Origin of the sequence: Streptomyces sp. CBMA29 (genome assembly GCF_014596445.1) — a bacterium.
Lineage (GTDB): Bacteria > Actinomycetota > Actinomycetes > Streptomycetales > Streptomycetaceae > Actinacidiphila.
Window position 1 is genome coordinate 1 of record NZ_MECL01000248.1, and the last position, 12,267, is coordinate 12,267.

The 12,267-nt window shown below is 68.8% G+C and carries 13 protein-coding genes and 1 pseudogene; 9 read left to right on the forward strand and 5 right to left on the reverse strand.

All coding sequences use genetic code 11. The features are described from left to right. From BGM09_RS33660 to pstB, 6 genes and pseudogenes are all read left to right on the forward strand, one after another. Positions 1-234 (forward strand): annotated as a pseudogene (locus BGM09_RS33660) (metal-binding protein); the annotation flags it as partial. Then, a complete protein-coding gene (locus BGM09_RS33665; RefSeq protein ID WP_188285536.1) occupies positions 231-659 on the forward strand; it encodes an NUDIX hydrolase in 429 nt (142 codons plus the stop codon). The pseudogene BGM09_RS33660 and the gene BGM09_RS33665, both read left to right, overlap by 4 nt. A 416-nt stretch (positions 660-1,075) precedes the next feature. Next, a complete protein-coding gene (pstS, locus tag BGM09_RS33670; RefSeq protein ID WP_188285537.1) occupies positions 1,076-2,233 on the forward strand; it encodes a phosphate ABC transporter substrate-binding protein PstS in 1,158 nt (385 codons plus the stop codon). Positions 2,234-2,339: 106 nt separating this feature from the next. Continuing rightward, the gene (pstC, locus tag BGM09_RS33675) at positions 2,340-3,320 is read left to right on the forward strand and encodes a phosphate ABC transporter permease subunit PstC (RefSeq protein ID WP_188285538.1); all 981 of its coding nucleotides are present in this window, start codon (positions 2,340-2,342) and stop codon (positions 3,318-3,320) included. Then, positions 3,317-4,399 (forward strand): phosphate ABC transporter permease PstA, encoded by a 1,083-nt coding sequence (gene pstA / locus BGM09_RS33680; RefSeq protein ID WP_188285539.1) that lies wholly within the window; start codon positions 3,317-3,319, stop codon positions 4,397-4,399. The genes pstC and pstA overlap by 4 nt, the downstream gene beginning before the upstream one ends. Positions 4,400-4,469: 70 nt before the next feature. Further along, entirely contained in the window at positions 4,470-5,246 is a 777-nt protein-coding gene (gene pstB, locus BGM09_RS33685) for a phosphate ABC transporter ATP-binding protein PstB (protein ID WP_188285540.1), read from the forward strand. 162 nt (positions 5,247-5,408) lie between these two features. Here pstB and BGM09_RS33690 read toward each other — a convergent pair whose 3' ends face one another. Further along, complete coding sequence (locus BGM09_RS33690; protein ID WP_188285541.1) at positions 5,409-6,404, reverse strand: inorganic phosphate transporter; 996 nt, start codon at positions 6,402-6,404, stop codon at positions 5,409-5,411. A 5-nt stretch (positions 6,405-6,409) separates the two neighbouring features. After that, the gene (locus BGM09_RS33695) at positions 6,410-7,030 is read right to left on the reverse strand and encodes a DUF47 domain-containing protein (protein WP_188285542.1); all 621 of its coding nucleotides are present in this window, start codon (positions 7,028-7,030) and stop codon (positions 6,410-6,412) included. A gap of 191 nt (positions 7,031-7,221) precedes the next feature. On the opposite strand from BGM09_RS33695, the gene BGM09_RS33700 reads away from it, so the two are divergent. Continuing rightward, positions 7,222-7,617: a metal-sensitive transcriptional regulator gene (locus BGM09_RS33700; RefSeq protein ID WP_188285562.1), complete on the forward strand. Its 396-nt coding sequence runs from the start codon at positions 7,222-7,224 to the stop codon at positions 7,615-7,617. Between the two features lie 115 nt (positions 7,618-7,732). Here BGM09_RS33700 and BGM09_RS33705 read toward each other — a convergent pair whose 3' ends face one another. Beyond that, positions 7,733-7,945, reverse strand: a complete 213-nt coding sequence (locus tag BGM09_RS33705; RefSeq protein WP_188285543.1) for a hypothetical protein — start codon at positions 7,943-7,945, stop codon at positions 7,733-7,735. Between the two features lie 153 nt (positions 7,946-8,098). After that, positions 8,099-9,115: a hypothetical protein gene (locus BGM09_RS33710; RefSeq protein ID WP_188285544.1), complete on the reverse strand. Its 1,017-nt coding sequence runs from the start codon at positions 9,113-9,115 to the stop codon at positions 8,099-8,101. A 140-nt stretch (positions 9,116-9,255) separates the two neighbouring features. Between BGM09_RS33710 and BGM09_RS33715 the strand changes: the two genes are divergently transcribed. Together BGM09_RS33715 and BGM09_RS33720 are read left to right on the forward strand one after the other, a co-directional pair. Further along, positions 9,256-9,498, forward strand: a complete 243-nt coding sequence (locus BGM09_RS33715) for a hypothetical protein (RefSeq protein ID WP_188285566.1) — start codon at positions 9,256-9,258, stop codon at positions 9,496-9,498. 176 nt (positions 9,499-9,674) lie between these two features. Then, the gene (locus tag BGM09_RS33720) at positions 9,675-11,252 is read left to right on the forward strand and encodes an FAD-binding oxidoreductase (RefSeq protein ID WP_188285545.1); all 1,578 of its coding nucleotides are present in this window, start codon (positions 9,675-9,677) and stop codon (positions 11,250-11,252) included. Positions 11,253-11,286: 34 nt separating this feature from the next. Here the strand turns inward: BGM09_RS33720 and BGM09_RS33725 are convergent, their stop codons facing one another. Then, a complete protein-coding gene (locus BGM09_RS33725) occupies positions 11,287-12,261 on the reverse strand; it encodes a hypothetical protein (protein WP_188285546.1) in 975 nt (324 codons plus the stop codon). Positions 12,262-12,267: the final 6 nt, after the last annotated feature.

A 12,267-nucleotide genomic window follows, 5' to 3' on the forward strand; every position in this document is an offset into this window, starting at 1 on the left:
GAGGCGGCCACGCCGCTGGCCAGGCACCGCGAGGCGGCCGAGTGCGCGGCGGCCGTCGCGGCGGCGGCCCGCACCCCGCGCATAGCTCCGGCGACCGCGTACGCGCTGGGCGTGCTCCACGCCGACCAGCGGCACGAGGTGGAAGCCGCGCGCTTCGCCTTCTCCCGGCTGTGGCAACCGGGGCCCGCGCCGGGCCCTGGGCCGAATTCCGTACCGGGGGCGCGCAAGGAATGAAACGCGCGGGCGACAAGAGCGCGACGACCGTACGGGCGGCGGGCGTCGTGCTGTGGCGCGTCTCCCCGTACCACGGCGGGATCGAGCTGGCGCTGGTGCACCGACCGCGTTACGACGACTGGAGCCTGCCGAAGGGCAAGGTGAAGCGCGGCGAGGAGTTCCCGGCCGCCGCGCTGCGCGAGACGCGTGAGGAGACCGGTCTGGGCTGCTCGCTCGGCGCCCCGCTGCCGACGTCGCGCTATCTGGTGGACGGCCGCCCCAAAGAGGTCCGCTACTGGGCGGCCGAGGCGTGGGCGGGCTCTTTCGTGCCCAACGACGAGGTGGACCGGATGATCTGGCTGCCGCCCTCCGCGGCCCGCCGCAGGCTCACCCACGACCGCGACCGGCCCCTGGTGGACGCGCTGCTGCACGCGCTGGCGGGCTGACGGGCGGTCGGCGCAGCGGGCCGACAGCGGGCTTATCGGGCTGATCGGGCCGGACCGACCGGCTCACGGGCCCGAGCGGACGTGGACGGCCGGTGAACCGACGTACCACTGCGTGCCGATCGGTACGCCCGGCGGCCGTGACCCGCCCGTGTCACCCCTGTGACCTGCCCGTGTTCCTTTGTGACGCAACGGCAGCCCCGGATACCACTTCGTCACCACGGCGAGCGTAACGCGCGTAGCGGCACCACCCTGATAGACGAGGTTCACCTGGCGTTCACTCCCTTCCGTCGGTCGCTTCACTTCATCTGCCTAATTTCGGGCTTACCGGTGAGCATCACGCGACGCCGGGTGGATGCAGAACCCATAACCCTCTGCTTCGCCGTCCACCGGCGGGCTTTTGGAAGGAACACACGAAGGTGAAGCTTCAGCGTAAGAACGGGCTGCGGGCCCTGACCGTCGGCGCGGTCGCGATTACCGGCGCGCTGGTCCTGAGCGCCTGTGGTTCGGACAACAACAACGACTCCACGTCCACGCCCAGCGGCAGCGCCTCGGCCAGCACGTCCGACAGCGGCGCCAACGCGAGCGGCATCGCCTGTGAGAAGGGCCAGATCCTGGCCTCCGGCTCCAGTGCCCAGCAGAACGCGATCGAGTCGTGGGTCAAGGACTACCAGCAGGCTTGCTCCGGCGCGACGATCAACTACAAGACCTCGTCCTCCGGTGAGGGCATCGTCGACTTCAACCAGGGCACGGACGCCTTCGCGGGCTCCGACTCCCCGCTGAAGCCCGAAGAGGTCACCGCCTCCAAGAAGGTCTGCACCAACGGCGAGGGCATCAGCATCCCGATGGTCGGCGGCCCGATCGCCGTCGGTTACAACCTCTCCGGTGTGAGCAACCTGGTTCTGGACGCGCCCACCCTGGCGAAGATCTTCAACTCGAAGATCACCAACTGGAACGACGAAGCGATCAAGAAGCTCAACCCGGGTGTCACCCTGCCGAGCTCCAAGATCCAGACCGTTCACCGCCAGGACGAGTCCGGCACCACGGACAACCTGACCAAGTACCTGAAGGGTGCCGCCCCGGCCGACTGGCCGTACGAGCACGCGAAGGCGTGGATGGGCAAGGGCGGCCAGGCCGCCGCGAAGTCCGCCGGTGTCGCCGCGCTGGTCAAGCAGACCGAGGGCGCCATCGGTTACTTCGAGCTGTCCTACGCGACCGCCAGCACCATCCCGACGGTGAAGATCAACACCGGCGCCTCCGCGCCGGTCGAGGCCACCTCGCAGAACGCGTCGGCCGGTATCGCCTCCGCCAAGGTCGTCGGCACCGGTTCCGACCTGTCCCTGGACCTGGGCGCCGCGTACACCACCAAGGCGGACAACGCCTACCCGATCGTCCTGGTGACGTACGAGATCGCCTGCGACAAGGGCAACAAGGCCGACACCCTGCCGCTCACCAAGTCCTTCCTGACCTACATCGCCAGCGACGCCGGTCAGGCGAAGCTCTCGGCGGCCGGCTACGCGCCGCTGCCGACCGAGATCGCCACGAAGGTCCGCTCCACCATCACCTCGCTGTCCTAGTCGAGTCGGCGGGCCCCGCGGTCCTGGCGACCGCGGGGCCCGCCGTACATCCGGTGCACCGCCGCCGGGGGACCGAACGTCCCCCACCCAGACCGGAGAAATCCCTATGACCACCACCGCCCCTCCCCCTACCGCGCCGCCGGTGGAGACGAAGACCGTCACCCGGCCCGGCGACCGGATCTTCGCGGGACTCTCCCGCGGGTCCGGCATCTTCCTCCTCGTCGTGATGGCGGCCATCGCCGTCTTCCTGACGGTCCGCTCGGTGAGCGCGATCTCCAAGGACCACGGCAACTTCCTGACCACCTTCGAGTGGAACGCCAGCCTCAACCCGCCGGTGTTCGGCATCGCCGTGCTGGCCTACGGCACCGTCGTCAGCTCGGTCATCGCGATGGTCATCGCGGTCCCGATCGCCGTCGGCATCGCCCTGTTCGTCACGCACTACGCACCGCGCCGCCTGGGCGGTCCGATCGCCTACGTGATCGACCTGCTCGCCGCGGTGCCCAGCATCATCTACGGCCTGTGGGGCGCGCTCTTCCTGGTGCCGCACCTCAAGGGCCTCAACCTCTGGCTGGACACGTACTTCGGCTGGACCGTCATCTTCTCGAAGCAGGACCCGAACTCGGCCGCGCGGTCGCTGTTCACCGTCGGCATCCTGCTGGCGATCATGATCCTGCCGATCATCACCAACGTCAGCCGCGAAGTGATCCGCCAGGTGCCCAAGATGCACGAGGAGGCGGCGCTCGCGCTCGGCGCGACCCGCTGGGAGGTCATCCGCCTGTCGGTGCTGCCCTTCGCGCGCTCCGGCATCATCAGCGCCTCGATGCTGGGCCTGGGCCGCGCGCTCGGCGAGACCATGGCGGTGGCCACCGTGCTGTCCGCCTCGCCGCAACTGTCCGCGCACATCCTGGACCCGCTCGGCGGCACCTTCTCGCAGAACATCGTCGCCAAGTTCGGTGAGGCCGACGAGTTCGGACGCGACGCCCTGATCGCCTCCGGCCTGGTGCTCTTCTTCATCACCCTGCTGGTCAACGGCGCGGCCCGACTGATCATCGCCCGCCGCAAGGAATACTCGGGGGCCAACGCATGAGCGACCTGATCGTGGACGACAAGGCGCCGGCGCCGGCGGAGGCTCCCGCCACCCCGCCGCTGGCCTCCCGTCAGCTCCCCAAGTGGGCTCCCCTGGCCATCGCGGCCGGAGCCGTCGTCGTCGCCGGAGCGATCGGCGCGGGCTTCGGGCTCGACAGCAAGATCCAGTGGGGTCTGATCGCGCTGTTCCTCTTCGTCGCCGGTTCGTACGTCATCACCGCGCGGGTCGAGGGTCGCCGCCAGGCCAAGGACCGGGTGGCCACCAGCCTCGTCTGGTCCAGCTTCATCCTGGCCGTCATCCCGCTCTACTCCCTGGTCGAGACGACGATCAGCAAGGGCGTCAAGGTCCTCGACGTCAACTTCCTGACGCACTCGATGAACAACGTGCTGACCATCCAGCCCGGCGGCGGCGTCTACCACGCCATCATCGGCACCCTGGAGCAGGTCGGCATCGCCGCGGTCATCGCCGCGCCGCTGGGCATACTCACCGCGATCTACCTGGTCGAGTACGGCAAGGGCGCGCTCGCGAAGTGGGTCACCTTCTTCGTCGACGTCATGACCGGCATCCCGTCGATCGTGGCCGGTCTGTTCATCCTCTCGATGTGGTTCGTGCTGATCGGCAAGGCCCCCGCGACCGGCTTCGCCGGGTCGCTGGCCCTGGCCATCCTGATGATGCCGATCGTCGTCCGCTCCACCGAGGAAATGCTCAAGCTCATCCCGAACGAGCTGCGCGAGGCATCCCTCGCCCTGGGCGTGCCGAAGTGGCGCACCATCGTCAAGGTCGTCATCCCCACCGCGATCGGCGGCATCACCACCGGCGTCATGCTCGCCATCGCCCGTATCGCGGGCGAGAGCGCGCCGATCGCCCTGCTGGTGTTCGGCAGCAACCTGATCAACACGGACCCGTTCAAGGATCCGCAGTCGTCGCTGCCGTTCTTCATCTACCAGCAGTACGGCAACGGCAACGAGCCGAGCTACGACCGCGCGTGGGCCGCGGCCCTGGTGCTCATCGCCTTCGTGATGATCCTCAACCTGGTGGCCCGCGGCATCGCCCGCTGGAAGGCCCCGAAGTATCGATGAGCGGCTCCGCCGCGTGGCAGGTCGCTGACGCGGCCGACATCAGACGACCTTGAGAAGAGAAGTGATCCCCATGGCCAAGCGAATCGACGTCAGCGGCCTCACCGCGTACTACAGCGCCTTCAAGGCCATCGAGGACATCTCGATGACCGTGGAGCCCCGCACCGTGACCGCCTTCATCGGCCCGTCCGGCTGCGGCAAGTCCACCTTCCTGCGCACCCTGAACCGCATGCACGAGGTCACCCCCGGCGGCCGTGTCGAGGGCAAGGTGCTGCTGGACGACGAGAACCTGTACGGGACCGGCGTCGACCCGGTGACCGTACGCCGCACGGTCGGCATGGTCTTCCAGCGGCCGAACCCGTTCCCCACCATGTCGATCTACGACAACGTGGCGGCCGGTCTCAAGCTCAACGGTGTCCGCAAGAAGGGCGAGCTGGACACCATCGTCGAGAAGTCCCTCAAGGGCGCCAACCTCTGGAACGAGGTCAAGGACCGGCTCAACAAGCCCGGTTCCGGCCTGTCCGGCGGCCAGCAGCAGCGGCTGTGCATCGCCCGCGCCATCGCGGTCGAGCCGCAGGTGCTGCTGATGGACGAGCCGTGCTCGGCACTCGACCCGATCTCCACCCTCGCCATCGAGGATCTGATCGGTGAGCTGAAGACCCGCTTCACGATCGTGATCGTCACGCACAACATGCAGCAGGCCGCCCGTGTCTCCGACCGCACCGCGTTCTTCAACCTGGCCGCGGTCGGCCAACCCGGCAAGCTCATAGAGATCGACGACACCGAGCGCATCTTCTCCAACCCGTCGGTCCAGGCCACCGAGGACTACATCTCGGGCCGCTTCGGGTGACAGGACCGCCGCGCGGTGCTGCATGGCGGTGCCACCGCAAGGCGCAGGCCCCGCTTCCCGGTGACGGGAAGCGGGGCCGAACCCTTTTCAGGGGGTGTGTTGTCCGGCGCGCGCGGGTGTCGCCTCGACGCGCGCGGGTGTCGCGTCGGTGCGCGCGACGGCTCAGCCGAAGATCAGCCGCACCAGGTAGAAGCCGATGGCGGCCACCACACCGGCGGCGGGCATCGTGATGAACCATCCGGCCACGATGTTCTTGGCCACCCCCCAGCGCACCGCCTTGACCCGCTTGGTCGCGCCGACGCCCATGATCGCGGAGGTGATGACGTGGGTCGTGGAGACCGGCGCCTGGAAGATGTACGAGGTCGCGTAGAGGATGCCCGCGGACGTCGTCTCGGCGGCGAAGCCCTGCGGCGGGTCGAGGTCGATGATCCGGCGCCCCAGCGTCCGCATGATCCGCCAGCCGCCCGCGTACGTACCGAGCGACATCATCGCGGCGCACACGAACTTGACCCAGATCGGGATGCCGTATCCGTTGCTCGGGTCGTGGATGACCAGGGCGAGGACGACCACGCCCATCGTCTTCTGGGCGTCCTGGAGACCGTGGCCGAGCGCCATCGCCGCCGCGGAGACGGTCTGCGCGATACGGAAGCCGCGCTTGGCCTTGTGCGGGTTCGCGCGGCGGAAGAACCAGAGGATCGCCAGCATCACGAGATAGCCGACCACCAGGCCGACCACGGGCGAGACGAACATCGGGATGATGACCTTGTCGACCACGCCCGACCAGTGCACGGTGACGCCGCCGGCCAGCGCGGCGCCGACCAGACCGCCGAACAGCGCGTGGCTGGAACTCGACGGCAGACCGAAGTACCAGGTGACCAGATTCCAGATGATCGCACCGGCGAGCGCGGCGAAGAGGATGCCCATGCCGTTGCGACCGGTGGGGGTCTCGATCAGCCCCTTGCTGACGGTCTTGGCGACGCCGCTGCCCAGGAACGCACCGGCGAGGTTCATCACGGCGGCCATCGCCAGCGCGGCCTTGGGCGTCAGCGCGCGGGTCGACACCGAGGTGGCGATGGCGTTCGCCGAGTCGTGGAACCCGTTGGTGTACGTGAAGAAGAGCGCGACCCCGATGGTCGCGACCAGAGCGAAGGTGTCCACGTAGGTCAGGACTCCTTGACCGCGATGGTCTCCACCGTGTTCGCCACGTGCTCGAAAGCGTCCGCCGCCTCTTCCAGTACGTCCACGATCTGCTTGAGCTTGAGCACCTCTATGGCGTCGTACTTGCCGTTGAAAAGGTGCGCGAGCAGCTTGCGGTGGATCTGGTCGGCCTGGTTCTCCAGCCGGTTGACCTCGATCCAGTACTCGGTGAGGTTGGACATGGTGCGCAGGTTCGGCATGGCTCCCGCGGTCAGCTCCGCCGCCCGTGCCAGCACCTCGACCTGCTGCTCCACGCCCTTCGGCAGTTCCTCGACCTTGTAGAGGACGACCAGGTCAACGGCCTCCTCCATGTAGTCCATGATGTCGTCGAGCGAACCGGCGAGGGTGTAGATGTCCTCGCGGTCGAAGGGGGTGATGAAGGAGGAGTTGAGCTGGTGGAAGATCGCGTGGGTCGCGTCGTCACCCGCGTGCTCCGCCGCCCGCATTCTCTCGGCGATCTCGGTCCGGGTAGCCGAATCGGCCCCGAGCAGTTCCATGAGGAGCTTCGAACCGGTGACGATGTTGTCCGCGGACGCGGCGAACATGTCGTAGAAGCTCGTCTCCCTGGGGGTCAGACGAAAGCGCACGTGAGGTCCTCGGTGTGCATCGGATTCGGTCTCGTTGATGCTAGGCGCATCATCCGGCCACGGCTAATGGGCGTCACCCAGTGTCGCCCATGGAAAAGTGTCCCCCTCACCGGGGATGCGTCGCACAAGGTGTCGATTCGGTACGATATACCCGGCAGGGGTATAACGGGACAGGAAGGGCGGGGTTGACGATGACGACGGAGGCCAGTGAACCGGCCGGGGCTGAGGCGGAGATCACGCCGGAACAGTCACCTCGGGACGCGGGGGCGGACACGGGTTCCGACCCATCTTCGCGCCCCCGGGGGCCGCATGGATACAGCCACGACAAGGAGTCCCACCTCAAGCGGCTGCGCCGGATCGAGGGGCAGATCCGCGGCTTGCAGCGGATGGTCGAGGAGGACGTCTACTGCATCGACATCCTCACCCAGGTCTCGGCGAGCACCAAGGGCCTCCAGTCCTTCGCCCTCCAGCTTCTGGAGGAGCACCTGCGGCACTGCGTGGCCGCGGCGGCCGTCGGCGGCGGGCCGGAGATCGACGAGAAGGTGGCGGAGGCGACGGCGGCCATAGCGCGGCTGCTGCGGACGTAGGCGGGGGCGGCTTTCCGGGGGGTTCGGGGGTTCCGGGAGCGGCTTTTCCGGGGGGTTCCGGGGGTTCCGGGGGTTCCGGGGGTTCCGGGGGGCGTACGGGCGGCGCGCCCCGGCGTCAGCCGGCGCGGTCGGAGAGCGGGGCGCGCACCAGGAGCGCGGGCATCGACTCGCGGTCGCGCGCGACTCCCAGTACCTCGTCGATCCGGGCGAAGCTCAGCCGCTCCTCGTCGGCGGTGGACGCGGCGATCATCAGCTCACCGCAGAGTTCGATCTCCGCGAGGGCCACCGGATCGTCCTGGACGACCAGCATTCCGGGCGACGGCGCCATACGCGCACCACCTCCTCGTCCACGAGTGCCTGGCTCTTGGCTGTCTGCCACTGCCTCAAGCCAGGGTAGGGACCGGCACCCGGTCCGCGCATGGCACGGATGGACCATTTCGACAACGCCCTTTCCGGTGAGGGCCGTTACCGCGAAGACCCCTTACCCCTGCCGGGAAGAAACGATCTTGCCCGTCCAGATGTCGGCAGCTCGGGGCATGGTGACGGGGACGGCGCGGCCGAAATCGTCGAAGCGAGTGGTAGAGACCACGGTGACGTCGGGCGCGGCGGCGCTCGTCGTACGGCCCTTGGCGCCGGTCGTCGTACGGGCGGCGTCGGAGCCGCCCGTACCGTTCTGGCCGGCCTGCTTGTCGTCGCTCCCACCGTTCTGGCCGGCCTGCTTGTCGTCCTTCCTGTCGTCCGAGCTGAAGGTGAACCGCTGGCTCACCTGGCGCAGCCGTCCCGCCTCGTCCAGCCACGCGTCGAAGGGCACCCGGGTGACCGTGAACCCCTTGGCCGCCGCTTGCAAGGGCCCGCGTACGCCGGGCGCGGCGGCCTTCGCGGCGCGCCCGATGTCGGCCGTCCCCCGGTAGTGCCGCACCTTCGTACCGCGCAGGGTCTCGACGCCGACCAGCTCGACGTCCTGGGCGCCGCGCAGCAGTTCGGCGGCGGCCAGCGGCTCGGTGGCGCCGCCGGTCACCAGATTGCCGTCCGGCAGCCGGTCGGTGTCGACGCGTACCCACTTCCCCTCGGGCACGCCCTCGCCGCGGTCCTTCATATAGAGGGCGCCCGGCGTGAGCAGTTCGGTGACCGGCTTGTGCTCCTCGGCGCCCGCAGCGTCCCTGGGCAGCAGCAGCCGCAGTTCGCCCCGCCGCTTCACGTAGTCGAATCCGCCGGTGCCGGTGATGGTCAGCCAGGTGCCGCCGCTGGCCATCCGCATCGAGGTGTCCACGTGCGAGCTGCCCGCCCGTACGAGGACGTCCGCGGCGCCGCGTACCGCCTGCGCCGGGTCGTGTCCCTTGGCGTCCCTGCCGCTCTCGGCCGCCGCGCCCTGCCCGACACAGCCGGTGAGCAGGGCGACTCCGCAGGCGCAGCCGAGCGCCGCTGCGGCGGCCTTCGTACGTCCTCGGCGCCGCCGTACCACCGTCGCGCGCCGTACCGTCGCTACCCCCGGGGCCATCGCCGCCACCATCCCTGAAGCATTCCTGAAGCGTTCTGGACCATTCCTGGACCATTGCTGGACCGGCCTTCGACCGTCCGGGGCCTTATGGCGTCTAACGACCGTCGGAAGTGCCTCGTCACGCCCGCTACGGTGGTCTCGTGCTCAACTTGCGTGCCGAGCAGGATTCCGCCAACGCCTCCGTCACGGCTTCGGCCTCCGTCACGGCTTCGGCCGGAACCGCGGCGCGAACTCCGGCCGACGCTCCCGACAGTGGCCATCAGACGTCGATCGTCGAGCGCGGCTCCTTCGCCGTCGCCCGCTGCTCGTGTGGCTGGAAGGGTCCGGCCCGGCGGGCCAGGGACCGCGCGAGACGCGATGCGGAGGAGCACATCTCCGGCTGACGCGCCTGGCTGTACTGGTCTCGCCCCGCTGTAGTCTTCTCGCCCCGCGCCTCGCGCTCCGCAACCGGACTCATGATTCGCACGTCTACGGATAGGCGAAGGCGGTGGGGCAAGTGAGTCGTGTGGAGCCTGTGGTCCTGACGGACCCGAAGGACCGAAGTGACCGGGGTGACCGTATGGACAAGGGCGACCGGGTCGAGCGCAGGACCGCGCTCAAGGCGGGCGGGGCCGTACTGGCTTCGGCCTGGCTGACCGGCTGCGGACCCGACAGCGGCGACGACGCCAAGGGCGGTACGTCCGCGCCCCCGTCGTCCTCGTCATCGTCCGGCGGTTCCGCCGCGCCGACCGCGGCCACCACCGCGCCCCCCGTCAAGCCCGACTGGGCGGCCCTCGCCAAGTCCCTGGACGGCAGCCTCGTGCGCCCGGACGACAGCGCGTACGCCGCCGACCGGATCCTGTACAACACCCGCTTCGACGGCCTGCGTCCTGCGGGCATCGCGTACGTCACCGGCACCTCGGACATCCGCGCCTGCCTGGACTTCGCCCGCCGCACCGCCACCGCGCCGGCCATCCGCAGCGGCGGCCACTCCTACGCGGGCTGGTCGAGCGGCGACGGCCGCCTGGTCATCGACGTCTCCCGGCTCAACTCGATCCACCTCGACGGCACCACCGCCACGGTCGGCGCGGGCGCCAAGCTCATCGACGTCTACTCCGCCCTCGGCAAGCAGGGCCGCACGATCCCGGCCGGGTCCTGCCCGACCGTCGGCGTCTCAGGACTCGCGCTCGGCGGCGGCCACGGCGTCCTGAGCCGTTCCATGGGCCTGACCTGCGACAGCCTCGTCGGCGCCACCATCGTGACCGCCGACGGCCGGATACTCGACTGCTCCGCCGACTCCCAGCCCGAGCTGTTCTGGGCGCTGCGCGGCGCGGGCAACGGCCAGTTCGGCGTCGTCACGTCACTGCGCTTCGCCACCCACCCGATGCCCGACGGCGTCGTCACCGGCTACCTCACCTGGCCGTGGAGCCGGGCCGCCGCCGTGATCCGCGCCTGGCAGCGCTGGGGCCCCGACCAGCCGGACCACATCTGGTCCGCACTGCACCTCGACTGCGACGCCGGCGGTTCCCCCACCGTGGCCGTCCCGATGCTCTCCACCGGCTCCCGCGACGACCTCGCCGCGGCCACCGACCGGCTCACCGCCGGCATCGGCGCCGACGCCAGCACCGTCTCGCTGCGCCCGCACAGCTACCTCGACGCGACCTTCTCGTACGCGGGCTGCGCCGGTCTGTCCGCCGCCCAGTGCCACCTCGCCCCCGCCGGGCACCTGCACCGCGAGACCTACACCGCGCGCTCCGACTTCTACGACAAGGACCTGCCGGACGCGGGCATCTCCACGCTGCTCTCGGCCGTCGAGCGGCTGTCCGCCCAGTCCGGCGACGGCGCCGGCAGCATCGCCCTCACCGCCCTCGGCGGCGCGGTCAACCGCCCGTCCCCCACGGACACCGCCTTCTGCCACCGCACCTCACGCGTCCTCACCCAGTACCTGGCCTCGGACGCCCTCTCCACCACCGGCTGGCTCGACACCACCCACAAAGCCATGTCCCCCTACGCCTCGGGCGCCGCGTACCAGAACTACGCCGACCCCACCCTCCCCACCTGGCGCACCGCCTACTACGGCCCCAACGCCCCCCGCCTCACCACCCTAAAATCCCACCTCGACCCCCACCACCTCTTCACCTTCCCCCAAGCCCTCTAACCCCCCGGGGGAAAGCAAAGCAACCAACCGCGAATCAGCGATTAACAGCCTGAATCTCCTGCACGGTGACGTCCTGCGGCGAAGTCGTATAGCCGTCGTCCATCGGCCCGGCCACGGGGCCGTTTGGATCCGCCGTCGCCGTCCAGTGCACCTTCCAAGTGATCTGGGCTTGCAATGTGTAGGCGCCACCGGCGGCTGTCGCCTTACGGTAGACGATGTTGCAACCCGCACCTTCCGTGTCGATGTTGTACTGATCCCCGTTGCGTTTGAACAGGTAGTCACATGACTGCGGTTCCGCGTGCGAGGTTCCCGCGTCCACGTGCAACGCGTAGGGCTCGGCAACCACGGTCGCCGCTACGGGCGGATTGGGTACCTGCGCGGTCACGTACACCTGCGGAAGAGCGTCCGAGAATTTTACGTACGTGGGCAGATTGACTTTCTGATTATTCGCGCCAGGGCTCAGTGTCACCTTACGCACGGGCAACTTGGTTGCCGCGTATGCCACTTGCGACAGTTGCTCTGCAGTGATTGCACCCGGGGGAGGCGGATTTCCGGCATCCACCCATTTCCAACCGTCGGTGATGGTGCACGATCCTGCGGTGTTCTCTGGGAGGTTACGATTATAGACGAGCAGCCACCACTTGCCGTCGTCGCCCCGGTGGTACTTGATTTCGTTCATTTTCGACCGGACGCCGTAGTAGTAGTCGTAGATCGATCCCTGATGATTGTTGCCAGCCGCGTAGTAGCGATCATCGAGTACCGCTTCGAACTCGTCCGGGGTGAAGGCCTCGTACCAGCAATCAGGCGGGGACCAGTTAGCGCTCGATGACGTGATCGGCTGCGTTCCGCTGCCACCGGTATAACCCGTACCTCCCAGGCTCACCCTTGAGGAAAGTTGGCCGTCGTGACTTTTGGGCGTGGTAACGGGAGCTGGGCCGTTTGCATGCTCTCTGTCGGCCTGCGCTTGAGGAGACGCCAACAATACCATCGCGACGCTCAGCGCAGACACGGACAG

What these genes read in the sequence shown, in the direction of transcription:
- BGM09_RS33665 (WP_188285536.1), top strand. Translation starts at nt 231, where the DNA reads ATGAAACGCGCGGGCGACAAGAGCGCGACGACCGTACGGGCGGCGGGC.
- pstC (WP_188285538.1), top strand. Translation starts at nt 2,340, where the DNA reads ATGACCACCACCGCCCCTCCCCCTACCGCGCCGCCGGTGGAGACGAAG.
- pstA (WP_188285539.1), top strand. Translation starts at nt 3,317, where the DNA reads ATGAGCGACCTGATCGTGGACGACAAGGCGCCGGCGCCGGCGGAGGCT.
- pstB (WP_188285540.1), top strand. Translation starts at nt 4,470, where the DNA reads ATGGCCAAGCGAATCGACGTCAGCGGCCTCACCGCGTACTACAGCGCC.
- BGM09_RS33700 (WP_188285562.1), top strand. Translation starts at nt 7,222, where the DNA reads ATGACGACGGAGGCCAGTGAACCGGCCGGGGCTGAGGCGGAGATCACG.
- BGM09_RS33705 (WP_188285543.1), bottom strand. Translation starts at nt 7,945, where the DNA reads ATGGCGCCGTCGCCCGGAATGCTGGTCGTCCAGGACGATCCGGTGGCC.
- BGM09_RS33710 (WP_188285544.1), bottom strand. Translation starts at nt 9,115, where the DNA reads ATGGCCCCGGGGGTAGCGACGGTACGGCGCGCGACGGTGGTACGGCGG.
- BGM09_RS33720 (WP_188285545.1), top strand. Translation starts at nt 9,675, where the DNA reads ATGGACAAGGGCGACCGGGTCGAGCGCAGGACCGCGCTCAAGGCGGGC.